The sequence below is a fragment of the Rhizobium sp. IBUN genome (assembly GCF_000510625.1).
GTDB lineage: Bacteria > Pseudomonadota > Alphaproteobacteria > Rhizobiales > Rhizobiaceae > Rhizobium > Rhizobium altiplani.
Window position 1 is genome coordinate 1 of the sequence record NZ_AZNV01000044.1, and the last position, 26,206, is coordinate 26,206.

Consider the following 26,206-nt stretch of genomic DNA (forward strand, 5'->3'; position numbering starts at 1 on the left):
AAGACCGATCCGCTCCATGGCCACGCCGTGCTCGGCAAACCAGGCGATCAGCGCATCGGGCTCGCTCAGTACCTTTGCTTCACGCACGATGCGGCCATCTGCATCCACCACGCACACACTTGAATATTCCAACGAGACATCGATTCCGGCATACTGCTTCATGGTCGTCTCTCCGTGATGCTATGGAGCAGGCCACTCCTGACTCCGCGAAACCATCATTGTGAGGGACGACCACCAGCCTTTCAAACCTCGCTGGCCGAGCTCCGCCCGTTACACCATCTAGGTTCAGACACAGGAGCAGACATAGAAGTTCACCGTGAGCTCATTCATGCTCAGGCACGAATAGACGCTCGGCATAGCCCCCGCCAGATGGGGTTGTTTCACCGCTTACATAGTATCTTAAACTGCCGTCAATTGACCTTCGCGTGGCACGTCAGTGGCGGATGATCTCCTGCTATTGGCGACATTGAGTGCGTTTCGGGAGGCGGGACAAGGCAAGTTCCTGTCCCGCCACCGCCGAGGCCCTACCTCTTAACCGGTGCCGCGACAGCACGAGTTATCGCGTCGGTCTATCCAAAGTCCTAGCACCCGCATCAACGAGGTCGCTTTGGCGATCATGGCAGCGACGTAAAAAGCCAAATGACATGTTGAACCCAACAGATGGCGGCGCTTGCGTGAGAAACGACTGAAGGTGTTTCATAGTGGGGGTATGCCGCAGTCGATCCTTCGCGTACGAAGGTACCGAACCGGTAATCTCTTATCTAACGCGCAAATCTCTGTTCGAATCCCATCAAGACCGGCACTTTTACAAGTCTCCGTGCTATCAGGCCCCCGCAACCAAAACAAACTTGTAAATTCTTCCCCAAAATTCTCCTTACCGGCGCACCACAAGACGTCTTTCGGAAACCACGCCATGCTCGTCTGGAGCAGGTTCTCGATGCTTATCTTGATCGTGGCGCGTCGATGTTGGTTTGTGGAAAATAGTGCTTAGTGCACCATGGCAGGGCGCCGTCCAGTCTCTTCATGCGATGGCCGCAAGGCGAAACGACATAACAGTGGTATTGCGGGTGACGGCGTCATCGACGCCGTCACCCGTGAGTAAGGAAGTCAAGCAGCAGCCCGAGGCGACGGCGTTCACCGTAGGCTCGCGACAGCCGGGCTGAAAACCAATAGGCTCAGGATCTCGAACAATACCTGCGCACCAGCCTGTGCGGTGTTGGTGGTATTGTCATACTGCGGAGCCACCTCCACGACATCGCCACCGACGAAATTGAGACCTTTGAGGCCGCGCAGCAGTTCCAGCGCCTCACGGCTCGTCAGGCCACCAATTTCTGGCGTCCCGGTGCCCGGCGCGAACGCAGGATCGAGACTGTCGATATCGAAGGACAGATAGGTCGGGCCATCCCCGACGATCTTTCGGGCCTTCTGGATGATGGCGGGGATACCCATGCCACCGACCTCTTCGGCGTGGATGACCGTCATTCCGGACTCGTAGGAAAACTCCCAGAGATATTCGGAAGGCCCCCTAATGCCGATCTGGATGGTGCGGGTCGGATCGAGGACGCCGTCCAGAACGGCGTTGCGCATCGGGCCGCCGTGATGGAATTTCGTCTGGTCGAACGGGCCCCCCGTGTCGCAGTGGGCATCGATATGGATGAGGCCGACGGGCTCTCTGGCGCCGACTGCCTTGAGGATCGGGTATGTGATTGAATGGTCGCCGCCGACGGAGAGCGGAATGACGCCGGCTTCGACGATCTTGCGGATCGCTGCCTCAATATTCTCGTGGCATTGCTCCAACCGATAGCGGCTCCCGAACGGGATATCACCGATATCGGCAGCGCGTAGATCATAGGCCGGTGCGCAATCGAGCACGTGATTGTAGGGACCGATGCGTTCGATACCGCGCACAGCCCTCGGTCCAAATCGCGAACCCGGCCGATTGCTGACGCCGAGATCCATCGGAATGCCGACTGCCGCGACCTGCAGGTCGCCGAAGTCAGGGGCCGCGAAATTGACCTCCCTGTAGGGCAAGCCTGCGAAGGTCGAAATGCCCGAATAAGGTGCAGCGCGTGTGCCGCCCCTAAAGATCTTCTCGGCCACACGGCGGAAGCGCGGATCGAAGAACTCGGCGCTATCGGCGAACTTCTTGCGTAGATCCTCAAGGTGCTTCTTCAACTCAACCATCGTTTTTGTCTTTCCTATGAAATTTCCCGGCAATACGACCAAGGGGCGCAGACCCGGGCAAAAAGCGTTGTGGGCGGTTCCGATCGTCGCCTCAGGGCTGCGGCGAAAGGTGCTCGTGGATCGCCAGCCATTCTCCGCTCGCCTGTTTCTCGAAGACGATCGTCTCGCGTTCGGTGCTTGTCGACGGCTCACCGTTGAAAGCAAGATCCGTCTCGACGGAATGAGTGAATATGGCGACGGAGCCGGCAATCTGAACATCCTGGTCACTGGAACGGCAGGCCCGCACACGAAATCCGTCGCGCGTTTCCCACAATGCCCATTCGGCCTCATATTCCGCACGCGTATGAAGGCGGCGGTCGAGATTGTGAAATATGAAGGTGGCGGCGGGCGCAAAGGCCGCGAAGTAGCTATCACGATCATGCCTGCCAAAGGCTTCGACGAGGCGATCCGCTGCGGCAAGCACAGCTTGTTGCTGGTGTTCCATCCCTGATGTTCCCTGCTATTGAATTTTGGGGCTGCTGATTAAGACGGCAAGCGGCCGGTTCTGCCGTGCTACGCGTTCCTTGAGCCTATCCGGCGTCATCGCTTCGTCTTTGACGAACTCAAGGAACATCATGTTGAGGTTATTGAAGACCATCTGGCCCACCGCAATCGCATCGATCCCAGGCATGACAGCGCCGCGAAGCTGCAATTTCTGGACCAGCGTCGAAACCTGATCGCACAGGCGCCCGTCGAGTTCGGTATATCGACGGCTGAATGGGCTCTCGGGTTGCTGGATGGAGATCGCCATGGCCGTACGCCACATCTCCTTGCTGAGATAGACCAGCGAATGGTCAAAATACTGGTCGATCAGTACTTGCAGGGCTTCGAGCGTAGTGGTCGGCGGATTTTCAACGATGTCCTTGCCGGAAGCCAACACTTCCTCGACTTCCATCGAAACGGTGGCGACGAGAATGTCGCCCTTGTTTTCGTAGTAGTTGTAGAACGTGCCAACCGACACTTCCGCGCGCTCGGCAATGTCTTCGATGCGGGCGCTGTCATATCCGACCTCCCGGAAAAGGCTCGTCGCCGCCTCCAGTATGCGGCGATTGCGATCGGCTTTCTGCTTGGCGCGCAGTCCCGTCATATGCGACTCTCTCAAATAATGAATGTCCTCAAAAATCATATTGACTAAAAAAATGAACTCATTCAATCTTTTTCATGAAGGCGCCGAAATGAGCGTCACCGACAGAGGGCCACATGATGATTGATATTACTGAAGGCGCTTTTGCGCGCAGACTCCTCGCCTCCGCTGCCATCCTCGCATTGGGTGCCGCAACAATAACGATCACCCCGGCGCCGGTACTGGCGCAGGAGGAATTGAATGCGCTTGTCTGGTGCGATCACACCGATCCCGCACTGATCGAGCCCTTCGAGCAGGCGAACAACGTAAAGGTCAATTTGAAGGAATATGAGGGTACCGGTGCGGGTCTCTCCATCATCGACCAGTCGCGCCCGGGAGACTGGGATGTGCTTGTTATCGATGGCGTCGACGTGCAACGCGCGGTCGACAAGGGCATTCTTGCGGAGATGCCGGCCGACGCGCTTCCTAATGCAGATATCTTCCCTGAAGTTCGCATGGAACCCAACAACACCCGCGACGGCAAGACCTATGCGGTCACCGAAAAGTTCGGCTACAACACGGTTTCCTATGACAAGACAAAAGTCGATCCGGCCGACATGAAGGATATGTCGAAGCTCTGGTCCGACAAATACAAGGGACGCATCGCGGTCTATGACTACTACCTGCCGATGATCGGCCTGACCGGTATCGATTTGGGCAAGGCAACGGCGAGCCTGACGGACGCCGACCTGCCGGCAATCAAGGACAAGCTGTTTGCTCTCAAGGCCAACGCCAAGCAGGTGAGCGACGTCGTCTCGTCGCAAACGGCACTTGCGACGGGCGAGGTTGATATCGTCTTTGGCGGAGGCGAGTGGCTGACGGCCGGTCTGGTGAAAGACAAACCCAACCTCGATTGGGTCATCCCTGAGCAGGGCGCAGTGCGCTGGGCACAGTCGATCGGCGTTATGAAGGACTCCACGAAAAAGGACCTCGCCCTCAAATTCGTGCAGTACATTGTAAGCCCGGAAGGGCAGGCGCGACTTGCGACGTCCTCTTGCTATTGGGCGATGCCCGCAAATGCCAGGGCCGGCGAGAAGCTGAGTGCCGAACAGAAAACCGCTTTGCGCTGGGACGAGCAGGCCGACTATCTCAAGCGCACGCAGCTTTACCCGATCCCAAGCGCGGAACTGGACGCAAAGATGCAGGACGCCTGGACCGAAATGCTGCAAAACTGACAGCTTCGACCCTTCTATACTGAATCTCTATACTGAATCACAAGACCCTCTCCCCGTAGATGGGAGAGGGAGGTCGGAGACTTGCCTGTGGCTGCTCATTCACTTGAAGATGCCGAACGTCGAAAGGCCTGGGGTTTCGTGGCACCGGCGCTCGTCTGGACGATCGTCTTCTTCGTTGCTCCTTTTCTGTTCATGGCGGCAATGAGCCTCTGGGCGCAACAGGGCGGCTCGATCGTCCGCGTTTGGAACCTTGGCAACTACATCGCCTTCTTCGAGAAGGATGCGCTGTTCCGCGGGCTGACGAATTCCCTCGAGATCACCGCGATCGTGACGGCCCTCTCCATCCTGCTCGCCTATCCCCTGGCCTGGATCATTGCAGAGCGGGTGCCGCAAAGGTTCCAGCGAACGGCGTTAATTCTTGCGGTCCTGCCATTCTGGACCTCTTATGTTGTCCGTTCCTATTCGTGGCTGCTCGTGCTGTCGCGCAATGGCGTCATCAATCAGACACTCATGAACATCGGCGTGATCAGCGAGCCGCTGGAGCTTGCCAGCAACCGTACGGCGACCGTTATCGGCTTCGTCCACTTCTTCGTCATGCTTTTGACGCTGACGATCTACGCAAACCTTGTGCAGCTCTCGCCAAATTACCGCCGCGCTGCTGCCGACCTCGGCGCAAATGCATTTCAGACGTTCTGGCACGTCATTTTGCCCCTGACCATGCCGGGCATCATGACGGGAGCCTTCCTCACCTTCGTGCTCTGCATCGGCGACTATGTCACGCCGCAGATCCTGGGCGGCAACAACGAACTTGTCTTGCCTCAGATCATCATGCTGCAACTTGGTCGCCGCGCGGACTTTCCGATGGCCGCGGCGCTCTCGATCATTCTGATGCTAGCGGTCACCGCAGCCTATGTCGCTTGCGCGCGCTGGCTGAAGATTGAGAGAACGTGATGATACGCAACCGGATCACCAGTATCGCCTGCAGCGCCTACGCGGTTCTGATCTTCGGCTTCATCTTTTTGCCTGTTATCGTGCTGGTGCTATTTTCGTTCCAGGATGGGCGCCTGCCGGTACCGCCATTCAATGGCTTTTCCCTGCAATGGTATGAAGCAGTCTTTGCCGATCGCAAGCTGATGTCGGCACTGCTGCACTCCTTCTTGGTGGCGACGATATCGTCGTTCGTCGCGTGTCTCCTCGGCTTCCTGGCGGCCTACGCGCTGGCCCGCTTCAAGCTGCCGGGCTCGGCCTGGCAGCGCGGCTTGCTGATCGCGCCAATGACAGTCAGCTACCTCATCATTGCGCTCGGGCTCTTGACCGTCCTCAACGCGTTCGGAATTGGCCTGTCGCTATGGACGGTCGGCATCGGTCACGTGGTGATTAATCTGCCGCTGTGCTTTGCGATCATCTACTCGTCGATGGGGGACCATCACATCAACATTGAACGCGCCGCACGCGATCTCGGCGCCAGCGATATCAAGGTGATGGTGCTGGTGACCGCGCCAATGCTGCTGCCGTCGCTGCTCGCCTCCTTCTTCCTGTCGATGACGTTTAGCTGGGATGAATTCATCATCGCTTTTCTGCTGTCGCGCTTCGAGGTCACGCTCCCGGTCGAAATCTGGAGCCTGCTTCGTTCGGGCCTCAATCCTAAGACCAATGCCATCGGATCGCTGGTGTTCCTCGTTTCTGTCACCTTGCTGATCATGCTGGAACTGTTCCTGTTCAAAAGGACGAAAAAATCATGACCGCTCCGGTTTTAATCGAAAACGCGACGAAGACTTTCGGCAGTTCCACCGCTCTCGACGATGTCTCTCTCGACATTGCTGCAGGCGAATTCATTGTTCTGCTGGGACCGTCCGGCTGTGGCAAGACCACGCTTCTGTCCATTCTCGGAGGCTTTCTGTCGCCGAGTAGCGGTCGAATTGCCATCGGCGGCAAGGAAATGACCCACGTTCCACCGGCAAGACGTCCAACGACGACGATGTTCCAGGACTACGCGCTGTTCCCGCACATGAAGCTAAAGGACAATGTCGGGTTTGGCCTCAGAATGCGCGGCATCGGCAGGGCCGAGCGCGAGGAGCGCGCAAAGAGCTTTCTCGACCTCGTTGGGCTCAAGGCTTCGGCGGACAAGAAACCACATGAGCTTTCGGGTGGGCAACGCCAGCGTGTTGCACTTGCCCGGGCCCTCGCCGTCGACCCTGACGTCCTGTTGCTCGACGAACCGCTCGGCGCGCTTGATCTCAAGCTTCGCCGGCAGATGCAGGATGAGCTGAAAGCCATCCAGAAGCGTGTCGGCACGACGTTCGTCCACGTAACCCACGATCAGGAAGAGGCCATGGCAATTGCCGATCGGATCGTGGTGATGAACCAGGGTAAAATCGAAGACTTCGGACCACCGTCGGAAATCTACATGCGGCCACGCTCGTTGTTTGCGGCAGGCTTTATGGGCGAGGTCAACTTCGTTCCCGGCAAGATCAGAGATATCGACGGCACCGGGGCGGTCGTCGAAACAGCGCTGGGGAAGGTCACATTGCCAAAAGCCTGCTTCACGGCTGGCTCGCCGTCCGCCGGGCAGGGGACAATGCTCTGCATCCGGCCGGAACATTTCCGCCGTGCAGGCGAAGGCGATGGCGCCGTTACGGCGCTCGGGCAGGCCACGGTGTCTAACAGCGCCTTCTTCGGAACCCACTATCGATGCCATCTGGCGCCCAATGGCGCTCCTGATATCAGCATCGTCGCGCATATGCCGCAATCAACCGTCGTCGCCGAAGGCCAACTGCTCACGCTTGCGGTCAACGTTGGTGATATCGTCGCCCTGCCGTCGAAACAGGCATAGGCGCAGACGATGGAACGGATCGCTGCGCACAGATGGTATGAGCTGAAGCGGCTGGCCGACGATGTCACGCAGATTTCCGAGCCCTTCATTCAGGAGTTCTATCGCTGCAACGTCTGGCATGTGCGCGGACGGGATCGGGATATGCTGGTCGACAGCGGCATGGGGGTCGTTTCGCTGCGCGAATGGGTGCCGCTCGTCACCGAGCGGGATCTGATTGCCGTCGCGAGCCACACCCATTTCGACCATATCGGTTGCCATCACGAGTTTGAATGCCGGGCCGTCCATTCGGCGGAGGCCGATCTGCTCGCCGACCCTACCCGGCAAAACACGCTTGCTGATCCTTACGTGACCGACGATATCTTCGACGCGCTGCCGCCCGAGCCCTATTGCTCGAAGTGCTATGGCGTGAAAAAGGCGCCGGCCACGCGCATTCTGGAGGATGGCGATGTGATCGATCTCGGCGACCGTAGGTTCGAGGTTATCCACACGCCGGGTCACTCACCGGGCGGAATCGCGTTGTGGGAAGCCGAAACAGAAACGCTGTTTTCGGGAGACATCCTCTACGACGGGCCGTTGATCGAGGACACCTACCACTCGAACGCCGATGATTACCTCGCATCGATGGAGCGGCTCCTGGGAATTCCGGCCAGAACGGTACACGGCGGCCATTTTCCAAGTTTCAGCGGCGAGAAGTATCGCCGCCTGGTCACGGACTGGCTGAACGCAAAACAGAACAAAGTATGACGGGAGTAACGACATGCTCGACAAGCGCAAATTCTATATCAATGGCGAATGGGTAGCGCCGCTTGCTGCCAACGATCTGGAGGTTATCAATCCGGCGACCGAGAAGCCGGTCGCGGTGATTTCCATGGGCACGCCCGCCGATATCGATCGTGCGGTTGCTGCCGCGAAGACTGCGTTTGCCACGTACAGTCGCACGAGCGTGGAGGAACGACTTGCGCTTCTCGAAAGGCTGCTTGAGATCTACAAGCGCCGCTACGAGGAGATGGCACAGACGATCACACTCGAACTCGGCGCGCCGATCACCATGAGCCGCGAGCAGCAGGCTGATGTTGGCGTAGGTCACCTGCAGGGCTTCATCGATGCACTGAAGCAATTGAAGGTGCGCGACGTGTTGTCGAACGGCGACGTGCTCTTGCGGGAGCCGATCGGTGTCTGCGGCCTCATTACCCCCTGGAACTGGCCGATCAACCAGATCGCGCTGAAGGTGGTTCCGGCGTTGGCAACAGGCTCGACCTGCGTGCTGAAGCCCTCCGAGTTCACTCCGCTCAACGCCATGCTCTATGCGGAGATGGTACATGAGGCGGGCTTCCCAGCCGGCACCTTCAACCTCGTCAATGGCGACGGTGTTAATGCCGGCGCCGCCCTTTCGAGGCACAGGGACGTCGACATGATGTCCTTCACCGGATCGACGCGTGCTGGCATCGCCGTCAGCAAGGACGCAGCGGATACCGTCAAGCGTGTCACCTTGGAACTCGGCGGCAAATCTCCCAATCTCGTCTTTGAGGACGCCGATCTCGAAGACCGCGTCACTGGCAGCGTCCTCGAATGTTTCAACAATTCCGGACAATCCTGCGACGCGCCAACTCGTCTACTGGTACAGAAATCGGTCTACGACAGGGCCGTCGAGATCGCTCAGCGCGTTGGCGGCAGTGCCACCGTGGGAAACCCCGCGGAGGAAGGTGGCCACATCGGGCCGCTTGTCAGCGACGTCCAGTATGGCCGCGTGCAGGCATTGATCGAGGCCGGCATCGCGGAGGGCGCGCGCCTCCTCGTCGGTGGTGCCGGCAAGCCGTCGGGCTTCGAAACCGGCTATTTCGTCAAGCCGACGATTTTTGCCGACGTCAACAACTCCATGCGGATTGCCCGGGAGGAAGTGTTTGGTCCGGTCTTGGCTATCATGCCGTTTGAGACCGAAGAGGAGGCGATCGCAAACGCCAACGATACCAGCTACGGGCTGGCGGCATACGTGCAGACCAGCGATCCAGCCCGCGCCGAGCGTGTGGCAGGACGACTGCGCGCCGGCATGGTTCATATCAACGGCGCGCCCCATCGCTATGGGAGTCCGTTCGGCGGCTACAAGCAGTCGGGCAACGGCCGCGAAGGCGGGGTATTCGGATTGGAAGATTTTCTAGAGGTGAAAACACTTCACCGTCCCGACGCTGCTTAATCTAATGGCTGGCTCAGTCGTGAACTCGGCCGTGACTGAGCTGGCTTGCCGATCACTGCGTAAGCTGCTGATGGGTGCGAGCTCATGCGTCCAGCCAGTTCGCGGCCATTTGTGTGATTTTGGAAAGCATGTCGCGTAAAAATTGCAGGCACGGATGGCAATAAGGTAGCCCGATTAAGACGCCTTGGGTCGATCATCGGTAATGATCAATCCAATTTACAAGTCTCTGTGGCTTCAGGCCCTGCAACCAACAAAACTCGCAAATTCTCACACTGCGGATATTTGCACAGAAGCTCCTCTGCGTAAGCGTCGAGGAGCTTTTTCTTTTTGGACTCCGTGTCGATCTCGCCGGCCTCCAACTTGTCGATGAGATCCGCGTGCACTTCGGTGACGAAGCGGGTTGATTTCGTAATAGAGTTTCTGTCTAATTGTAAGAATAGTAAGTATATTCCAAATATTGAAGTATATTTGTTGGATAAGGTGCTTGGGTGGATGGTATGCGCATATTTTCGGACGAGAACCTTGAGGTGATACATCGTCCAGGGTCATCTCCATATTTTCTGGTCACCTTTAATGAGATGGAAATGACGGCGAACGGGAGCCGGTTCTGGGCGCAGCGATTCTGCGAGAAAGCCAATATTTCGGCGCTGGGCTTCATCAGTCGACGACCGAACTGGTTTCCGGCGGCGAGCGTCGTCAAGGCAGTCGAAGCTGCCGCACCCATTCTTCGTGCGGCACCGGAGCGAATACTTTACGGGCACTCGCAGGGCGGTTACGCGGCGTTGCGCTACCGTGGGCGCTTCAACGCCTCCGTTGCCATCGCCTTTTGCCCGCAAGTTTCGATAGATCCGAAGGTCGCTCCCTTCGACGGGCGGTTCACACGGCATTTCTCGCCCGACCTGCACGCCAATATGGGGATCGCGCCCGATCACGCGGCTGGGCGCGCCTATCTCTTCTTCGATCCGTTCCACGCCGTTGACCACCGGCACGCCGCGCGGATTGCGACGCTGCAGGAGAGGACGCACCTCGTGCCGGTCCACATGACCGGCCATGGCACCGTTCGGGCTTTTACCGGAACCGAGCGCGCGCTGTCGTTGATCGAGGCCTGCCGCGGAGACGATCTTCGGGGGCTACGCGCTCTGGCCCGAGCTGCCCGCGTGGTGGCGCCGATGCGACCCTATCAGATCGCGGTGACGGCGATAGCCCGCCATCCTGCGTGGGCCGACCGATTTCATGCGCGCTTCGGTTCGTCGTTTTCTTCGGTCGAGCGAGCAAACTTCCTCTATCATCGGGCCAACCGCCATATTCGAGACGGTGAGCTTGCGACAGCGCGGACCATGCTTGTGGACGCCATGACGTGTCAGCCGGAAAATGCTGGCTTCGCCGGCCGGCTTACGGAACTGGACGGCCGTATTGCACGTAGCCGCAGGGCGGATGGCACCGCGCTTTCGTGATCGAAATGTTGCCTCGCGGTGGGTGAAGCCCATCTCCGTTCCACCCGCGGGCTGGCCGTCTGACCAATGCGGGTCTGCCAAAGGAGTACACTGGTTTTTGGAACTACGAGGAAAACAAGTGCAAAGGCCGGAAGCAGATCCCGTGATCCGTCTCACGCGACGTCTTTCCAATGCGCTGTTCAGGTGACCGACCACCCAGCGGCGAGGGGCTCGATCTCCACGCTGACGGAGGAACCGACGTCGGCGCGGGTGAGCCTGGTCAAAGCGCGTGCGAGAGAAGCGCAGGATTTTCCGCCATGGCCGCATCGCGTTTCTGCCGCAGCAGCGTGCGGTAGAGCTTGAAGTGGTCGCGCGCGCAACCGAGGTGGTCGGCGGGTTGTCGCATGGACGCGCGTAGCCGATCCCAGGTTTGGTTGTCGCCCAATACTTCAACGATGCGGTCCGCGAGATCCTGGCTGCTTCCTGCGCGGAAGTGCAGGCCGTCCTGTCCATTCCGCACCTTCTCGGCCATCCCGCCGATGTCGGAGCAGATCATCGGCCTGCGATGTAGCAGGGCCTCCTGGATCACAACGGGCGAATTTTCCCACCAGACGGACGGTAGAACCACCCAGTCGACCGAACGCATCAGGCGCGGCACGTCCGCGTTCTGGTAAGCACCATAGAATCGGACGCGCTGGCCCGCGTCTGCAATAAGCTTCTTCATCCGTTCCTGGAATTCGACCGGCTGTCGCTCGAGGTTGCCGCCGAAGATCATCAGGCAGGAGTCGTCGCCCCATATGTCCTTCGGGATGCGCAAAATAGCGTCAATCAGAACGTCGACACCCTTGAATGGGGTCATCTGGCCGAAATAGGCAAAGCGGTTGCGACGCGGCTTGAGACCTTGCAGTTCGCGCGCGGGGGCAACAGCTTCCAAAGCGATCCCGTTTTCGATCACGCAGAGCTTGTCCTTATCAATGCCCCATTTGATGTAGCGCTCTGCAAGAAACCGGCTGGGCGAAACGAAGGCGTCGGCAAGGCCAAGCATCCCGCGTGCAAACAACTCCCGCTTCAGGAAATGCGAGACAGGGATGTCGGGAAAACAGCCGTGGCAGGCGATGGGGGAGGCCGTTTCGCAGAGTTGGCCGGAAGGTCGCTTCACCATTTGCCCGTGATTGTGGCAGATCGAAAGGTATTCGTGGAATGTGACCAGTATGGCCGCGTGAGGAAATGCCTCTCTAAGGGCATAGAGCGCTTCGAGACCAATACCGAGAACATGATGGAAATGCACGACATGGGGCCTGAGATCCCGCGCGAAGCGCAACAGGTCCCGAGTGATCGCCTGCGTATCGCCATTGGACAACAAGAAGTGGTCGTAGTCGTCCGTGTGAAATAGTAACTCATCTTCGGCAAGGCGATAGCTCATCAGCGCGGACGCGGCATGCCGGGGTACCGGGTGGCCGACCCGGGCCAGATAAACCGACCTGACGTCCGGCAATGCGTTCAGGCCACGATGCAGGTTGTGCGAAGCGATTTCTGCGCCGCCGAGCGACACTGTCGGGTGAGCATGCGAGACGACAAGGACACGAAGCTGCTCGTTCATGCGGGTCTCTTTTCTGGGCGTTTTTCACCTACGAGGACAGGCGACCATTGGCTCTTGAAGATCTTTTGATCTATCTCTGCCACCAGAGCCGCCATTGCCGGACTGTTCCAGTCGCATGCGTCGTCGCAGCCCCATAACTGCACCGATGGCAGCAAATAGGAGTTGATGCCGGACCGACTGAGACGGAGACCGAGATCCAGGCCTTTCTCCTGCACGCCCAGATAGCCACCGGAAAAACCGCCCAAGCGTGTCAGGGCGTCGCGGGGCGTGACGCAGCATTCGAGCGAGGCCGCCGCGATGCGGATCAGTTTCATTTCGGTCACTGCTTTGAGCGGATATCCGGCATAGCGACCCACAACTTGCCGATCGCCGTTGTCAACATCGATCCAGTTTCCCGCCCAGCGAACGGAATGGTCCTCGTAAGCCAGGACAGGCGAGATGATGCTTCCTTTCACGGTCAAAGCCGTGGCCAAGAGCTTGCCGTACCAGCCTGTCCCGCGCGGGACCAGTGAGGCGGAAAGCGACACGACCGTTTCACAGGAGAGTGCCTGCGTGCCTGCTTCAAGCATGTCGTAAAAGTCGCCTGCGCCCTTGACCGATACGAACCTGGCCGAGAGGCCATAGAATCGTACGAGTTCCTTGAGGCGGGCGGCTTGTCTGCGAAAGCGATCGGCAGGCATGGCGATCACGATCGGCGCGCGTCGGGTCTCCGGATCCAGCGCGAGCAAGGCCAGCAGCGGGGCGATGTTCTCCTCTCCCTCCCCAGCGCCGATGACGATCGGCGGGCTGCTCTCCTGATCGAAGGCGCCAGCGTCCAGGACGGCGTCGGTGACCGGCGTCGACCGTCCGGATTCGCTGAGGAACGGTACAATTTGTGCGTCGACGATCGCAGGCAACGCACAGTTCGTCGGATCGATGGAACCGATCTGGCGCAATGCCGCCAGGCGCGCCGAAACCCGCGTTGGTTTGACTGGCAAGAACGCACGACGCGAATCGCGTAGCGTCAGTTCGAAGTAGAGAGGCGCACCATGATCTTCACTCGGCAAATGGGCGTGGGCGATGAACCCATGGGCACGCTGTTCACCTCGAATGCTCGGCGCGAAGTGCTGCTGGTCATTGAAACTGTCGGTGACATCGGGGCGATCGAGGCGCGTCCAGCGTTCGTCGAGGCAAGCCGCGCCGTCACCCCTACGAAGTCTTACCGCCGTGACGTGGGCGTCGGGATCATAAAGCCAACCGGAGACGAGGAGCTTTCCTCCATCAGCCTCAAACATATTGTCTATTCCCATCCGGACGGGAAGCGGCAGGCTGGAGACGGTTTCTTTGCCATCAAAGCTGTTAGCGGTCGCTCGCAGGGATAGGAGCATGTCTGGCGCACCGTGTGCGCGCGGCAGGATTGACCTGACGTGTTCGGGCGTCTCCAGCGGGCCGAGGATGCGCTTTCGGGGGTGGACTGGGGCATACCTCCAGCCAGCGCGCCCCCGAAAGGCCAGACCTTCGATGTCGTGCGCGCGGACATCCTTGGTTGCCGCGAGAAGACCGACAAAACCCGGGGCGCCATCGGGCACATCCTGGCGGGAAAAGACGGCGATGCCGCACTCCGTTGTAAACGGTGTCGCGTTGCCAACCACCGATACTCGGCAAGGGCCGGGCACCATGCCGCGGCTCCAGCCCTGCAGGAACGTCGCGCCTTCATGGCTTTCACCAATCAACTCGATGAAACCATCGTTTGCGTGGGCTGCCTGTAGAAGCGTGGTGATGGAAAGAAGTCCACGGCGGTTAGGGTTGCCGGCCATCATAACGTCCACAAGGCGGTCAATGACGGCGGCTGACTGAGGTCCAGCGGTTTCGGCCACGATCGCGGCTGCTTCCTCCGCGGAGGCAAGTCGGGGCGCAAAGATATAGCGTATGCCCGTTTCCTCCTCGCCGAACCGTGTCGCAGTCATGGCGCGGTCTGTGCCCTCGGTCTTCAGGAGCGCCGCGAAGCCGTGCTTTGCCCTTGGGGAAGGAGCGGCCAGTCGCCATTCCGAGACAAACGCGCTTCGCGTGCCCGTTTGATCGCCGTCGACGCCGACTATCACTTCGCCAGCCATCGCTTCGCCTGCCAGGACACGACCGAGACCGATGATCAGCAAGGTGGTCTCGTCTACGCGGCAGCCAATGACCTTTCCAGGGCGCAACATCCTGCTGGCGCCATGCTTGAGCGCCATGGGGTTCGCGGGGGACTGTTCTGTAACAAGCACGCCTTAAACTCCCCGTGTCAGATCCTGGCAATCAGCGCGAGGCCGGCGCCCGCGGTAAATCCCACAAGAGCGAACAGCAACAGCAGCAAGGGTTTCAACTCGCCGTTCTTGCGCTTCTGCAACGCGCTCAGGTTCTTCTCCAATCCCGCCACCACACCATCCAGCCGCATCACGTGGACATCGAGATCATTCAGCCGTTGGCCGATATTCACCCAGAGACTTTCGACGGCATTTCTGACGTCGGTCAGGCCGGTCTCAGTCTGGTCCACATCAGGTGCGCGCTGTAGAGCGCGCTGCGAGACTTGCAGTTGCCGCTGCGACGCCATCAATAGGTCGAGCTTGTCGAGCACTTTCGCCAGCGGCGCGGCGATCAGGGCTTCGGCCGCCTGCTCGTCCGGTTGGGGAACGCGCAAGGGCTGCTCGGAACCGCTTCCGTTTCGCGCCACCACCACGAGATCGTTCGCGCGCGACTGGACGGGATCCGGTAGCGCTATTTCAAATGCGTGATTGCCGTCGCCAATACCGTTGCGCCGCAGGTCGGGTCGATTGCGATCGGCAACCGTTTCGGCAATCATCTTTCCATCGAGCAGGACACGGATGGTCAGTCGTTGGTCCGGCGAAACCGGGTCGAACGCCCAGCCGAAGATCCGGCCCATGTCGATGGCATCCACCCGGCCGTTCATCGGCTTGGCGTTGCCCTGTTCGGATGCGGCATCCGGTCGTTCAGCGGGACTTGCCATGAGTTCTCCTATGCCGGAAGCAGTGCCGGCTCGATCCGCTTGAGGTAGCGGCGGGCGGTCGTATCGATGTCGTCGGGCTTGCGAGCGTTTTCGGCGAACTGGCGCAGCAGGTTCGGCTGTTCCAATATGCTCCGCATAGCCGCGGCGAGTGCTCGCGCATCGTTGGGTGGCACAGTCAGGCCGTTGACGCCGTGCTCGATCATTTCAGCCATGCCCCCGATATTGCTGGCGATGACCGGACGCCCCTGAGCCTGGGCTTCCTGAATGACCAACGGCGCGTTCTCCCACCAGATGGAAGGAACAATGGTGCAATCGACCGCGGCCACCAGGTCGCCGATATCTTCTCGTCGATAAGGACCCCGGGGCTGAACGCATTCCGCCGTTTCGGCGAAGCGGCGATCGACCTCGTCGACGAAGGTCTTGCTCTGGAAGGGCGCGCCGCCATGGACGCGCAGCTCGAATTCGTGGCCATCGGCCAGAAGCTGGCGCGCGGCGTCGAGCAATACGGTCACCCCTTTCCAGGGATTGAGATTTCCGAAATAGCCGAAGATAGGCCGCCCGCCTTCGAGCAGCTCCCGTTGCGCGCCGGCCTTTCGGACGGGGATGCCATTCGGAATGACGCTGACCGCATCTTTGTCCAATCCCCACTGCACGAAGCGATCCTTTAGAAAAGCGCTTGGTGATACGAAGTGGTCAATCGTGCTCATGAGGGCCTTCAGGTGCCGTTCGCGCAGGACAAAGCGATCGATGGGAATGTCCTTGAAGCAGGCATGGCAGCGGTCCGGGCTGGCTTGATGGCAAAGCTCCTTGCTGCCGGTGCGCACCATCAGCCCGTCATGATGGCAAATCGGGTAGTAGTCATGGAGCGTCATGACGATCTGGCAGTGGGGCAGGGTGCGGCGGATAATGTGAGGAAATTCAGCGCCAAGCAGCAGCAGGTGGTGGATGTGGACCACATCCGGCCGGAATTCGCGCAGCAACTCCGTAATGTCGGGCACTACGCCATAGAGGTCGATCTGGCTCATGAAAAAATGGTCGAAGTGTCCCGACCATAGCAGGACCTCGTCTCCTGCCGGGCCGATGCCCTGAAAGCTCGTGCCCGGCCTCGCCTCGCGATGGATCTGGTTCGTGGCACCGAGAAACAGAGCCTCATTGCCCGCGCGCTGGTAGGCGCGAAACAAGTCGTGGGCGAATATCTCCGTTCCACCCGGATGGAGCGACGGATGGTTATGGGCGGCCACCAGAATGCGCTTGCTCATCGACCATTTCCCCGGCGCTTCGCCACGATGAAGTCCTGATGGTGGCCAGCGCTTGTGCCGCGCCAACGGCCAAGCGATTTGAGCGCGACGGAGAGGCCGGCCCGTTCCAGCGCCTTGTCCAGAAAGCCATCTTCGAAGCCGATCGCGGCTAGTGGTGGCTGGTTGGGTACGAACCAGCATGGGCTTTCGCGATAGCGACGGAAAGCGAGACGCGGATCGCGCCGTTCGTTCTCGTTTGCCGCGGCGATGCCGTCGACCACGAACGCGGTCATGAACAAGCGCCCCCCGGGTGAAAGCACTCTGCGGACCTCGGCGAGATAGACAAGCACCTCAGCGGGCGGCAAATGAGTGACCACGGACGTCATGATGACGAAGTCGAAGTGACGATCGGGAAAGGGCAAAGCCAATGCCCTTCCGTTGATCTTGCCGTTCGGGTTGTAGAGTTCGTGCGCGATATCCAGTCGCTGAAAGGCGAAATTGGGGTAGACGGGCGTGATCGTCCGCTGGCACCAGCCGATGCCGCCCTCGACCGGATCGATGCCATCGTAGCGGCTCCCTTGCGGATCGAGATACTGGGTGAGCGGCACGGCCATCCGGCCGATACCGCAACCGATGTCGAGCACGCGGCTGTCTTCGCGCAAGCCGCCCATGCGAATGAAGTAACCGAGGAACTCCGACCCTATCGTGCGAAAATCACCGTCTCCGACGACGACGTCGGTCGAATCCGGTTGCGGCAGAAAACGATTGCACCGAATGGATTCGAGGAGCCAGCGAACACGGTCTTCATCGATCAGCCGCGCCGGCGTGGGATGCATGAGTGCCACTTGCGTCATGCCGCGTTCCTCTCCCGGATTCTCCCACCCGCGGTGGCGGGTTGATCCGGGTCTTTGCCAAATTGGTTCGCCATCAGCTCGGTGATGTCATCATCCCACCGCTGGGTATGCAGCCACGAATTGTATTGGCTTGCCACGCCGCGCATGTAGTCCTGGCTGCGGCGGATCGAGCGACGCTCGAAATGATAAAGGCACGCTGCGGGCTCATAGACGATCTGGAGCCCGAGGCGACGGATCTTAAGGCACAGATCGCTGTCTTCATAGTCGCCGATCACGTAGTCTTCGGTGTAACCGCCAACGCTCTCGTAAGTGTCCCTGCGGCTCACGAGGCAGGCACCGGTGACGCCAGGAACCTCGCGGGCATGTTGCGCCGGCGCGTAGTCGCGTGGCATGCCCTTGTGGAAATGGTGGTTCAGCCAGATCCCGCGCTGGTCGCGGCCGAAGTAGAGCCCGGCATGCTGCAGCGATCCGTCTTCGAAAATCAGCTTCGGGCCGATCGCGCCCAGTTTTGGCCTTTCCAGCAACGGACGCGACAACACCTGCAGCCAGCCTGGCGCGGATGGCACGACATCCGAATTGAGCATCACCAGAATGGCGCCACGTGCAAAACGTGCGCCGGCATTGCAAGCGCGCGCGTAGCCGCCGTTGCGGTTCATCACCACGAACGTCATCGCTAGCCCGTGCAACAGGTGCAGGCCACCCAGCAGGTGCTCCGTCTCGTCCTGAATTTCCGGGGAATCAAGGACGTAGATGATCTCTGCGTTCTCGGCGAGCCATGGATCCGTCGCCATCCCGGATAGCTGGAAACGCAGGAAGTCGAGGACCCGGTACAGAGGGACTACGATGGAAACGAGCGGCGCACGTTTTGGAGTGCCGTAGTCTTTGGTGCGGTCGACCTCGATGGTCTTGCCCAATCGGGCCTCGACGGTCTGCAAGGCGGGGGCGAGGATTGTCCGGAAGGCGCGGTCGACCGCATGCTGTGGGGGCACGGCGCGCAGGACGTGGTTTCGTTGCATTGCGGCCTCGAAGGCCTGTGGATTCGGCACAAGAGGCCTTGCTGCTCCGGAAGCGAGGCGCATCTGAAATCGGGGCTGCAGGAGCGGCCCCGGCGATTCCGTCAGAGGGACCCAGGCAACGAAACCGGTCACATCGGTCTTGCTCTTTTCATCGGTCCTTTGCGCCCAAGCCGGAAATTCGTAGCTGTTCCCGTCGAGGGGCACGGCCGTACCGTCCTCTTTGACGTAATCGATGCCGGCGAACGCGGTTGACGGCGCATGGAACCAGCCGCCGGCCAGCAGGCCGCCGTCGAGCGCCAGAGCAAGATCGACCTCTCCGGACGGATGCATCGATGACTTGGCGATCCGGCTTGGCTTCAGCGGTGCGCGAACTTGCAGGTCGATCGCCGTGGCGGCGCCGCCTTCCGGCAACGTGGCGAGCCGACGGACAATCATTTCGCGCAACTCGACCGCCTGCAGGTTTTTATCCCACCAACTCTGGAGGCCGGAATAGCGAGACTTGCTGTCGGCGAGCTGGCGGATGGCAACGCCATTCTTGCTCAGAAGGACGATGAGAAACGGAGGGGAGGGGGACGGCGCCTCAGTGATGAAATGGCACGACCGAGAGCCGTGTTTCCCATTCCGCCCCAGGACGATCCTTACGGCCAAGCGTGTGATCGACGCTGCGCCGACGGCATAGATTGCTGTAATGTCGCCCAGATCCGGATTGATGGTCGTCTCGATCAGATGGCGCCCTTGCACAACCTGGCACACGATGCTGGCGGGTTGCGGTTCGGGTACGAGCAGGTGAAGGGCGTCTTCAACCACCATGCTGAACAGATCGTCGCTGGCAATGCGGAAGGCGCTTCGCCACACAGTCAGGAGGTTGTTGACGAACTTGATGCGAGCATCTGGCGCGAGATCAGCGAACAATGCCTCAATATCGAGTGGCGCAAGTGTGCGCGCGGGCGGCATCACGATAGTATCAATGGTGCAGCCGTCTTCAGTGCAGATATCCACGTTCGCCGGCTGGTTTCCCGGCCTCATCGCCCAGAACATGCGTTGCCTCCCGTTGCGAAGCGGGAGCGTCATGCTGACCAGCGGTACCGGTGACTGGTCCATGGACAACAGGCACCTTGTGGCGGCGGGAAGGGCTGGGGGGAGATCCGAGATAAGGACGGCCAGGTCGGCGCCGAGCCGAAAAATCTCCGCATTCCTGAAATCGCCCGTGGCGTCTATCGATACGTCGAACGTCACACGCTATCCTCTGTATTGGAATGGCGCGCCCCACGGGAGGAAGCAGGGCGCGCGGTTCACGCTCAGTGAACTGTGAAGTAGTGCTCGGGATTTGCCTGGATGTCGTCGGCATCGACATTGACCAGAGTAAGCGTATCGCCATGTCCGAGATCCACGACGACATTGCCGCCGACCTGGGTGATGCGCGAGGCCAGGTCGTCGGGCGAAGACACGTCGAGGCCATTGATGCCCTTCGAGATCTGCAGCAGATCCTCGCCCGCGGTAAAGTCGAGAATGACGTCATTGCCGCCGCCGCCGTCGAAGACGAAGACGTCATGGCCAGCACCGCCTGCCAACACATCGTTGCCGGCGCCGCCGTCGAGGATGTCGGCACCGTCACCGCCATAGAGGATGTCGTTGCCCTTGCCGCCGGACAGAAGGTCGCTTCCGTGTCCGCCGAACAGGGTATCGTGTCCCTTGTCGCCGTAAAGAAGGTCATCACCCCAGCCGCCGACGAGAGTGTCGTTGCCGTCTTCACCGTTCAGCAGGTCGCTGCCTTCGCCGCCGAACAGGGTATCGTGTCCCTTTCCGCCGAACAGCAGGTCGTCACCATCATCACCGAACACGATGTCGTGTCCGTTGCCGCCGCTCACGAAATCATCGCCCCCATGGGCGCGAATGAAGTCGTTGAAACGGGAGCCGAACAGGGCGTCGTTGTATGCACCGCCTTCCAATGTTGCCATCTGCCTCTCCTCTTCGGGTTTCTATGCACGCGTTGCTCGCACGGGTGCGACAATTGCGCGCCAGGAATGTGCATTGCAACAAAGAACAACGCAAGCGTCCCATGAAGAGAAAACGTCTATTTTTGAGAAATAAATTTCTGATTTTACGTCATACTGGTACATTGTTTCGTAAATACCGGAGTTTATGAAGTAAAAATTCAGCAATTTAATTGGAAACAACTTCAAAAATTGAAACAAAATACATGCGATTTGTCCGGAATTTAATTTCAGTTCCTAATCTTCTCTGAAGGCGCGATTGAAACTCTCGACGACGGGAGAGGTAAGGTACTCGATTGCAAGGCGTGACTTGTGGATGATCAGCACCTCCGCGGGCATGCCTGGATAGAGGCGGACATCGGGGTTGGCCTTGAACGATGCCGTGTCGATTTTGGCGCGCGCGACGAAAAACGCCGAATTTGACTTCTCATCGACCGACTGGTCCGCGGCCACATATGTGATTGCGCCTTCCATGGGCAGGCGGGAACGTTGATTGTAGGCTGTCAACCGGATCTGCGTTTTGGAGCCCACGGCGATGCTGTCGATGTCACGAGGATTGACGCGCATTTCGATCAGGAGGGGCTCATTTTCCGGAACGATCTCGAGCAGAGCCTGACCGGGCGTGACCGCGCTGCCAGGGGTGCGCAGGAAGATGTTGCTGATGATCCCGTCTTGCGGAGAGCGGATCTCAAGACGCCGCAGCACGTCGTTTGAAGCCGTGATCTGCTCTTCGACATCCGCGAGCTCGACACGCGCCGTCGTAATTTCGCCGGCAATCGTCGACTGAAACTCGCTTTCTATTCCGGTCAGCGCAAGCTGTGCGCCCGCTCCGGCCTTTTCCGCCCGGGCCCTGTCGCCTGCGAGTTCGCCCCGCTCGCGTGTCACCCCGCTGAGCCGGGCCTCGATCTCGATGAGTTGCGTGCGGGAAACGGCGCCTTTTTTCTCCAATGTCACCATCGCCGCGCGCTGCTCGTCAAGCAGGCCGAGCTGCTGGTCGGTCGCCTGGATTTGAACGCCAAGTGACTTCGCCTGTTCGAGGTGCTCCTCGATGGTCTTTCTCTGGACCTCTATCCGCCCCGCCTGCATCTCGCGCCGCTTTTCGAAAAACACCGTTTCCGCCCTGATGGCGTCATCGACGGCGACGTCCTTTGCATCGCCAAGTTCCTGGGGAAAGGTGACCCGCGGCATGTTGGTCTGTTCGTCCTTCAATCGCGCCAGTTTGGCAATCAGGCCGATGCGCCGGATCTGGAGTGACCGCAGGCTGGAACGGGCGCGTGTATCCTCCAGCTCGATCAGGGGCTGGCCGGCGGACACCTTGTCGCCCTCCTGAACCAGCAACCGGCTCATGACGCCGCCTTCAAAATGGCTGACGGTCTTTCGCTTCGAATCGACGATGACCGTGCCGCTGGCGACTGTCGCGCTGCTGAGTTCTGTTGAAAGTGCCCAGGCAAAAAATCCACCGAAGGACAAAAGGATCGTGGCTATCCCTGCGATGACAAGGCGGCGGAGCGGCGAGCGGCTATCAAATGGCTCGAATTCCAGGTGCGGAGGGCTGACACTTAGCGGCACGGGCTGATGCGTCTGTAGACGACGTTCGGAAAGGTCGGGGCGGGCTGCAAACGGCTTTTTCTCCGTCATTTCGCGGCCACCTCGCGTACTTCGCCCGGCGTTGGGACTGGGATCACGTCCGTTCGCGGTCCGAACTGAGCGACGCGGCCGTTTTCAAGCACGAGCAGTTTGTCGGCGACCTGCATGATGGCTGGTCTGTGAGCGATTATGATGACGATGGCGCCGTCGTCGCGCGCGTACTGGATCGCGCGGATGAGAGCCCGCTCGCCAATCGCGTCCAGATTTGCGTTGGGCTCGTCGAGGACGATGAGGCGAGGCCGGTTGTATAGGCAACGCGCCAACGCTATGCGCTGCCGCTGTCCTCCGGAAAGCGTCAGGTGGCCGTCGCCGACAGGCGTATCGTAGCCGAGTGGCAGGCGTCCGATCATGTCGTGGATGTCGGCCAATCGCGCCGCCTCGAGCACCTTGTATGGATCGCTGTCCGCCATCCGCCCGATGTTTTCTCGAATCGTGCCCTCCAGAAGGGAGACGGATTGCGGAAGATATCCGACCACTTGGCCGAACGAGCTGCGCTCCCAGAGATAGGTGTTGTTGCCGTCGAGGAAGACGCCGCCGGACGTGGGGCGCAAGATTCCGACGAGCAGTCGGGCGAGGGTAGATTTGCCCGCCGCGGAGGGACCAACCACACCCAGGACCTCGCCCGGAGAGAGGGAGAACGAAATGCCCTTGATGATCGGTACATCCAAACCAGGGGCTGCGTATACCAGTTTGTCGACGACGATGTCGCCCGACGAGTGGGGCGTCGGCATCGTTTGGCGGATGGCAAGATCGGCCTTGAGGGTGGCTTGAAGGCGACGCCAGCCTGCGATCGCCAGCACCCATTGCCGCCAATTGTCGATGACCGAATCGAAAGGGATCAGGAGGCGTCCGACAAGGATGCTCGATGCCATCATCGCGCCGGGCGTGATTGCCTGCTCCAGCACCAAGAACGCTCCCGCCGCCAGGGTGATGATCTGGATGCAATAGCGGAGGCTGCGGGTGATGGACGACATCGCCTTGCTCCTGCTCCCGCTCGCTTCAAAGCCGTCGAGAGCCTGCATTTGCAGGGCGCGCCAACGATTTGCCAGCGCCGGCAGCATGCCCATTGCCTCGATAGCCTCGGCATGCCGGAGTGATGCGCCAATCTTCGAGATGGCTTCGACATTTGTCTGGTTCGCTTCCTTCGTGAGTTGGCGCGTCAGCATGTCGGTGATCAGACCGCCGCAAAGGAGCAGCGCCGCCGAGACGGCCCCGATGAGGCCGAATAGCGGATGCAGAACGAAAAGAGCGCCGAGAAAAATCGGCGACCAGGCTGCGTCGAGAGGCGCCGTCACCGCTGACGAGGTCAGGAAGCTTCGCAGTTCCGTGATGTCCCGAAGCGATTGGGTCGCGCGCGACAGTCCCTGGTCGACCGAGGCCTGAACGGCGGCGGCAAGGACTGGCATGTTCAAACGGCGCACGAGTGCGCCACCGATGGCTTGGAAAGAGAGGGCGCGGATGAATTCCAGGACGCCGAGCACCACAAGCGCGCCGATCGCCAAAATCATGAGCATGACCAGCGTCTCCATGCTCTGACTGTTGAGTACCCTGTCATGAACCTGCAGCATGAACAGAGGCATCGTAAGTTGTAGCAGATTCAGGCACACGCTTAGCGCCGCCGCATAAATTAGCCCGGACAGGAATACCCGCTTTGCTTGAGCGATCAGCAAGCCTGGGTTGTTTTTGTCGTTGCCTCCCAATATTTGACCCTTGCTTCTTGTCTCATTTTGAACAGTATCACGCATGGCGATTTGCCTCGAATTAACGTTATGGCTATCTGCTGGAGGACGGAATTGGTTATAACCGGGCGGGAGTGTAGTATTGCTTCGGCCAATCTGGCATAGAAGGGCGGGGGTGTGCAAGGTCACGCTAATTGGGGTCGATGGACATATTTGAAGATTACTTCTAATTTTGAAGTATTTTTGCCAACGCGGAGAATATAGTGAACGACGATAGTGTGCTTAATCTTTCCGATCTGAATGACGATCTGAGAATTGGAAATAGGGGGCGGGCTGTGCAAGCAGATCCCGGGCATGCTCAAGATCTCGAGTTCGGTGACCTCCGGCAGATTACGTATTTCGAGCTCGCTCGCCTGATGGAGCGAGCAAGTCGACGGTTTTCGGGCTTGATCCGAGCGGAGCTCACCAAGCTTCGTGTAGATGATGTTGGGCCGGCACAGGCGATGATACTGCTCGCAATCGGCGATTCAGAGCTTTCGGTCGCCGAGCTTCTGGAACGTGGGCATTATGTTGGTTCCAATGTTTCCTACTATTTGAAGCAGCTTGCCGACGGCGACTACATTGATCGCGTTGCCTCCCAGCGCGACAAGCGGTCCGCACGCATCAAGCTGACGGAGAAGGGAAGGCAGCTTAGGGCAAATCTCCGCGACGCGGCGATGGCCTACGAGCGTGCGGTAAAACGTGGTGATCAGGATCAACGGATGCTTGAGACGGCCTTCCAGACGCTGCACGAGCTTGAACTGGCCTGGGCCAACGCTTCACGGTTCGGCGTCTAAGCGGTGAGTGGTACCGCGGGACAGGCCAAAGCGGACTAGACGCGATGCATGTGGCGTTTGTCCATCGCAGGGGCTTCGGCCAGTTCGCTGCCCTGGCCGCTCAACTCGCGCAGGCGGGCAACGAGGTCAGCCTTATCACCGAGGCCATAGACAGGAAGATACCATCCGTTCGGGTCGTTCGACATCGAACGGAACCAGGCCCGCGCGCAAATCCGCACATGGCCCGGCACATGGGTATTCCGGATCACCACGCGCGAATCGGCCATCGTGTTGCCGAAACGCTCGATGCCATGGTGCGGCAAGGGCTGGCGCCGGACGTTGTCGTCGGCCATATCGGCTGGGGCAGCATGATGTTCTTGAAAGACGTGCTGCCACAGGTGCCCGCATTGGGATATTGCGAGTTCTTCTACCGGCCGGAAGGCGCCGACATCGGGTTTTCGCCCGACGATCGGCCTGATCTGGAGACGCGCAAGAGGCTGCGCCTGCGCAACATCGCGCAGCTCTTGTCCCTCGAGGCCATTGAGGCGGGTATCAGCCCCACCCATTGGCAGAAAAGCCTGTATCCCGTCGATGCCCAGGGCCGCATTTCAGTGTGCCACGAGGGTATCGATACGGTGCGGTTTCGACCGGATCCGACAGCATCGGTGACGCTTCCGGATGGACGCGTGCTCACTGCAGGCGGGCCTCCCATTGTCACCTTCGTCGCGCGCGACCTCGAGCCATACCGCGGATTTCCACAGGCTTTGGAGGCTGCCGCCAAGGTTGCGCGGCAGTGTCGCGATGCGCTCTTCGTTTTCGTCGGCGGAGATGGCGTCAGCTATGGTGTGCCCCCGCCAGGCGGTGGGGCTTGGAAGGACCATCTCCTGGAGACGCTGGATATGCCACGGGAGAATATTCTCTTCCCTGGCGTGGTGCCGCATTCCGTTTTGCGGCGGCTTTACCAGATTTCGTCCGCGCACCTCTACCTGACCTATCCATTCGTTTTGTCTTGGTCGGTGCTTGAGGCAATGGCGTGCGGAGCCCTGGTCATCGGGTCGGATACCGCTCCTGTCCAGGAAGTCATACGCGACGGCCGGAACGGCCTGTTGGTGCCATTTTTTGACACAGACGCGCTTGCCAAGGCCATTCTCGACGCCCTGAAGGAGCCGGAACGCTATTTCGGGATACGCGCAGCGGCGCGCCGGACGGTCGAAAATCGCTTCCGGCTGACGGACTGCCTCGATCGGCAATGGGGTATACTCGAAGAGATGATTGGAAAATCGTTTATCCGTCGCTCATGAATAGAAAGTAATCAATTATTACTTCGATTTTTAAAGTATATATGAAGTTCTTTTCTTATTCGGCGCCGCTTTTTCTTATTGTGCACCGCAATCGTAGTTGT

21 protein-coding genes and 2 pseudogenes are annotated in these 26,206 nt (G+C 59.6%); 10 read left to right on the forward strand and 13 right to left on the reverse strand.

The features are described from left to right. Window positions 1-162, reverse strand: a pseudogene (locus RHIBUN_RS37560) (IS110 family transposase); the annotation flags it as partial. Between the two features lie 702 nt (window positions 163-864). On the opposite strand from RHIBUN_RS37560, the pseudogene RHIBUN_RS37565 reads away from it, so the two are divergent. Beyond that, window positions 865-984 (forward strand): annotated as a pseudogene (locus tag RHIBUN_RS37565) (amino acid ABC transporter ATP-binding protein); the annotation flags it as partial. Window positions 985-1,134: 150 nt separating this feature from the next. Here RHIBUN_RS37565 and speB read toward each other — a convergent pair. From speB to RHIBUN_RS0127370, 3 genes are all read right to left on the reverse strand, one after another. Next, window positions 1,135-2,184 carry an agmatinase gene (gene speB / locus RHIBUN_RS0127360; RefSeq protein WP_025662016.1) on the reverse strand — a complete coding sequence of 350 codons (1,050 nt, stop codon included), beginning with the start codon at window positions 2,182-2,184 and terminating at the stop codon, window positions 1,135-1,137. A 91-nt stretch (window positions 2,185-2,275) separates the two neighbouring features. Continuing rightward, window positions 2,276-2,668 (reverse strand): nuclear transport factor 2 family protein, encoded by a 393-nt coding sequence (locus RHIBUN_RS0127365; RefSeq protein WP_018859531.1) that lies wholly within the window; start codon window positions 2,666-2,668, stop codon window positions 2,276-2,278. Window positions 2,669-2,683: 15 nt separating this feature from the next. Then, window positions 2,684-3,310, reverse strand: coding sequence for a TetR/AcrR family transcriptional regulator (locus RHIBUN_RS0127370; RefSeq protein ID WP_025662017.1), 627 nt, complete (start codon window positions 3,308-3,310; stop codon window positions 2,684-2,686). 113 nt (window positions 3,311-3,423) lie between these two features. Between RHIBUN_RS0127370 and RHIBUN_RS0127375 the strand changes: the two genes are divergently transcribed. The 7 genes from RHIBUN_RS0127375 (at window position 3,424) to RHIBUN_RS0127410 (ending at window position 10,999) form a co-directional block, all read left to right on the forward strand. Beyond that, window positions 3,424-4,521, forward strand: a complete 1,098-nt coding sequence (locus RHIBUN_RS0127375; protein ID WP_198021183.1) for a spermidine/putrescine ABC transporter substrate-binding protein — start codon at window positions 3,424-3,426, stop codon at window positions 4,519-4,521. An 87-nt stretch (window positions 4,522-4,608) separates the two neighbouring features. Further along, window positions 4,609-5,472: an ABC transporter permease gene (locus tag RHIBUN_RS0127380; protein ID WP_018859534.1), complete on the forward strand. Its 864-nt coding sequence runs from the start codon at window positions 4,609-4,611 to the stop codon at window positions 5,470-5,472. Further along, window positions 5,472-6,263 carry an ABC transporter permease gene (locus RHIBUN_RS0127385; protein ID WP_025662019.1) on the forward strand — a complete coding sequence of 264 codons (792 nt, stop codon included), beginning with the start codon at window positions 5,472-5,474 and terminating at the stop codon, window positions 6,261-6,263. Before RHIBUN_RS0127380 ends, RHIBUN_RS0127385 begins: the two co-directional genes overlap by 1 nt. Then, entirely contained in the window at window positions 6,260-7,354 is a 1,095-nt protein-coding gene (locus RHIBUN_RS38065) for an ABC transporter ATP-binding protein (protein ID WP_025662020.1), read from the forward strand. Before RHIBUN_RS0127385 ends, RHIBUN_RS38065 begins: the two co-directional genes overlap by 4 nt. 9 nt (window positions 7,355-7,363) lie before the next feature. Beyond that, window positions 7,364-8,098 carry an MBL fold metallo-hydrolase gene (locus RHIBUN_RS0127395; RefSeq protein ID WP_025662021.1) on the forward strand — a complete coding sequence of 245 codons (735 nt, stop codon included), beginning with the start codon at window positions 7,364-7,366 and terminating at the stop codon, window positions 8,096-8,098. Between the two features lie 13 nt (window positions 8,099-8,111). Next, the gene (locus RHIBUN_RS0127400) at window positions 8,112-9,545 is read left to right on the forward strand and encodes an aldehyde dehydrogenase family protein (RefSeq protein ID WP_025662022.1); all 1,434 of its coding nucleotides are present in this window, start codon (window positions 8,112-8,114) and stop codon (window positions 9,543-9,545) included. Window positions 9,546-10,042: 497 nt separating this feature from the next. Further along, the gene (locus RHIBUN_RS0127410) at window positions 10,043-10,999 is read left to right on the forward strand and encodes a hypothetical protein (RefSeq protein WP_025662023.1); all 957 of its coding nucleotides are present in this window, start codon (window positions 10,043-10,045) and stop codon (window positions 10,997-10,999) included. A gap of 259 nt (window positions 11,000-11,258) precedes the next feature. On the opposite strand, the gene RHIBUN_RS0127415 is transcribed toward RHIBUN_RS0127410, so the two are convergent. The 9 genes from RHIBUN_RS0127415 to RHIBUN_RS0127455 form a co-directional block, all read right to left on the reverse strand. Next, entirely contained in the window at window positions 11,259-12,578 is a 1,320-nt protein-coding gene (locus RHIBUN_RS0127415; protein ID WP_025662024.1) for a glycosyltransferase family 4 protein, read from the reverse strand. After that, on the reverse strand, window positions 12,575-14,788 hold the full coding sequence (locus RHIBUN_RS0127420; RefSeq protein WP_037217724.1) for a hypothetical protein: 2,214 nt from the start codon (window positions 14,786-14,788) through the stop codon (window positions 12,575-12,577). Before RHIBUN_RS0127420 ends, RHIBUN_RS0127415 begins: the two co-directional genes overlap by 4 nt. Before the next feature lie 50 nt (window positions 14,789-14,838). Further along, a complete protein-coding gene (locus RHIBUN_RS0127425; protein ID WP_025662026.1) occupies window positions 14,839-15,561 on the reverse strand; it encodes a hypothetical protein in 723 nt (240 codons plus the stop codon). Window positions 15,562-15,569: 8 nt separating this feature from the next. After that, the gene (locus RHIBUN_RS0127430) at window positions 15,570-16,820 is read right to left on the reverse strand and encodes a glycosyltransferase family 4 protein (RefSeq protein ID WP_025662027.1); all 1,251 of its coding nucleotides are present in this window, start codon (window positions 16,818-16,820) and stop codon (window positions 15,570-15,572) included. Further along, window positions 16,817-17,653 carry a class I SAM-dependent methyltransferase gene (locus tag RHIBUN_RS0127435; RefSeq protein ID WP_025662028.1) on the reverse strand — a complete coding sequence of 279 codons (837 nt, stop codon included), beginning with the start codon at window positions 17,651-17,653 and terminating at the stop codon, window positions 16,817-16,819. Before RHIBUN_RS0127435 ends, RHIBUN_RS0127430 begins: the two co-directional genes overlap by 4 nt. Then, window positions 17,650-19,905 (reverse strand): glycosyltransferase family 2 protein, encoded by a 2,256-nt coding sequence (locus tag RHIBUN_RS0127440; RefSeq protein ID WP_025662029.1) that lies wholly within the window; start codon window positions 19,903-19,905, stop codon window positions 17,650-17,652. The genes RHIBUN_RS0127435 and RHIBUN_RS0127440 overlap by 4 nt, the downstream gene beginning before the upstream one ends. Window positions 19,906-19,967: 62 nt before the next feature. Continuing rightward, on the reverse strand, window positions 19,968-20,627 hold the full coding sequence (locus RHIBUN_RS0127445) for a calcium-binding protein (protein WP_025662030.1): 660 nt from the start codon (window positions 20,625-20,627) through the stop codon (window positions 19,968-19,970). 273 nt (window positions 20,628-20,900) lie between these two features. Further along, window positions 20,901-22,301 (reverse strand): HlyD family type I secretion periplasmic adaptor subunit, encoded by a 1,401-nt coding sequence (locus tag RHIBUN_RS0127450; RefSeq protein ID WP_025662031.1) that lies wholly within the window; start codon window positions 22,299-22,301, stop codon window positions 20,901-20,903. Further along, window positions 22,298-24,055 carry a type I secretion system permease/ATPase gene (locus tag RHIBUN_RS0127455; protein ID WP_025662032.1) on the reverse strand — a complete coding sequence of 586 codons (1,758 nt, stop codon included), beginning with the start codon at window positions 24,053-24,055 and terminating at the stop codon, window positions 22,298-22,300. Before RHIBUN_RS0127455 ends, RHIBUN_RS0127450 begins: the two co-directional genes overlap by 4 nt. 269 nt (window positions 24,056-24,324) lie before the next feature. Here RHIBUN_RS0127455 and RHIBUN_RS0127460 point away from each other — a divergent pair, with 269 nt between their 5' ends. Further along, on the forward strand, window positions 24,325-24,825 hold the full coding sequence (locus RHIBUN_RS0127460) for a MarR family transcriptional regulator (protein WP_244423833.1): 501 nt from the start codon (window positions 24,325-24,327) through the stop codon (window positions 24,823-24,825). 44 nt (window positions 24,826-24,869) lie between these two features. After that, window positions 24,870-26,105, forward strand: coding sequence for a glycosyltransferase family 4 protein (locus tag RHIBUN_RS0127465; protein WP_025662033.1), 1,236 nt, complete (start codon window positions 24,870-24,872; stop codon window positions 26,103-26,105). Window positions 26,106-26,206: the final 101 nt, after the last annotated feature.

Bases quoted from the DNA above. Each gene is read 5' to 3' on its own strand.
- speB (WP_025662016.1), bottom strand. From the start codon at position 2,184: ATGGTTGAGTTGAAGAAGCACCTTGAGGATCTACGCAAGAAGTTCGCC.
- RHIBUN_RS0127365 (WP_018859531.1), bottom strand. From the start codon at position 2,668: ATGGAACACCAGCAACAAGCTGTGCTTGCCGCAGCGGATCGCCTCGTC.
- RHIBUN_RS0127370 (WP_025662017.1), bottom strand. From the start codon at position 3,310: ATGACGGGACTGCGCGCCAAGCAGAAAGCCGATCGCAATCGCCGCATA.
- RHIBUN_RS0127375 (WP_198021183.1), top strand. From the start codon at position 3,424: ATGATGATTGATATTACTGAAGGCGCTTTTGCGCGCAGACTCCTCGCC.
- RHIBUN_RS0127385 (WP_025662019.1), top strand. From the start codon at position 5,472: ATGATACGCAACCGGATCACCAGTATCGCCTGCAGCGCCTACGCGGTT.
- RHIBUN_RS38065 (WP_025662020.1), top strand. From the start codon at position 6,260: ATGACCGCTCCGGTTTTAATCGAAAACGCGACGAAGACTTTCGGCAGT.
- RHIBUN_RS0127395 (WP_025662021.1), top strand. From the start codon at position 7,364: ATGGAACGGATCGCTGCGCACAGATGGTATGAGCTGAAGCGGCTGGCC.
- RHIBUN_RS0127400 (WP_025662022.1), top strand. From the start codon at position 8,112: ATGCTCGACAAGCGCAAATTCTATATCAATGGCGAATGGGTAGCGCCG.
- RHIBUN_RS0127410 (WP_025662023.1), top strand. From the start codon at position 10,043: ATGCGCATATTTTCGGACGAGAACCTTGAGGTGATACATCGTCCAGGG.
- RHIBUN_RS0127415 (WP_025662024.1), bottom strand. From the start codon at position 12,578: ATGAACGAGCAGCTTCGTGTCCTTGTCGTCTCGCATGCTCACCCGACA.
- RHIBUN_RS0127420 (WP_037217724.1), bottom strand. From the start codon at position 14,788: ATGGCGCTCAAGCATGGCGCCAGCAGGATGTTGCGCCCTGGAAAGGTC.
- RHIBUN_RS0127425 (WP_025662026.1), bottom strand. From the start codon at position 15,561: ATGGCAAGTCCCGCTGAACGACCGGATGCCGCATCCGAACAGGGCAAC.
- RHIBUN_RS0127430 (WP_025662027.1), bottom strand. From the start codon at position 16,820: ATGAGCAAGCGCATTCTGGTGGCCGCCCATAACCATCCGTCGCTCCAT.
- RHIBUN_RS0127435 (WP_025662028.1), bottom strand. From the start codon at position 17,653: ATGACGCAAGTGGCACTCATGCATCCCACGCCGGCGCGGCTGATCGAT.
- RHIBUN_RS0127445 (WP_025662030.1), bottom strand. From the start codon at position 20,627: ATGGCAACATTGGAAGGCGGTGCATACAACGACGCCCTGTTCGGCTCC.
- RHIBUN_RS0127450 (WP_025662031.1), bottom strand. From the start codon at position 22,301: ATGACGGAGAAAAAGCCGTTTGCAGCCCGCCCCGACCTTTCCGAACGT.
- RHIBUN_RS0127455 (WP_025662032.1), bottom strand. From the start codon at position 24,055: ATGCGTGATACTGTTCAAAATGAGACAAGAAGCAAGGGTCAAATATTG.
- RHIBUN_RS0127465 (WP_025662033.1), top strand. From the start codon at position 24,870: ATGCATGTGGCGTTTGTCCATCGCAGGGGCTTCGGCCAGTTCGCTGCC.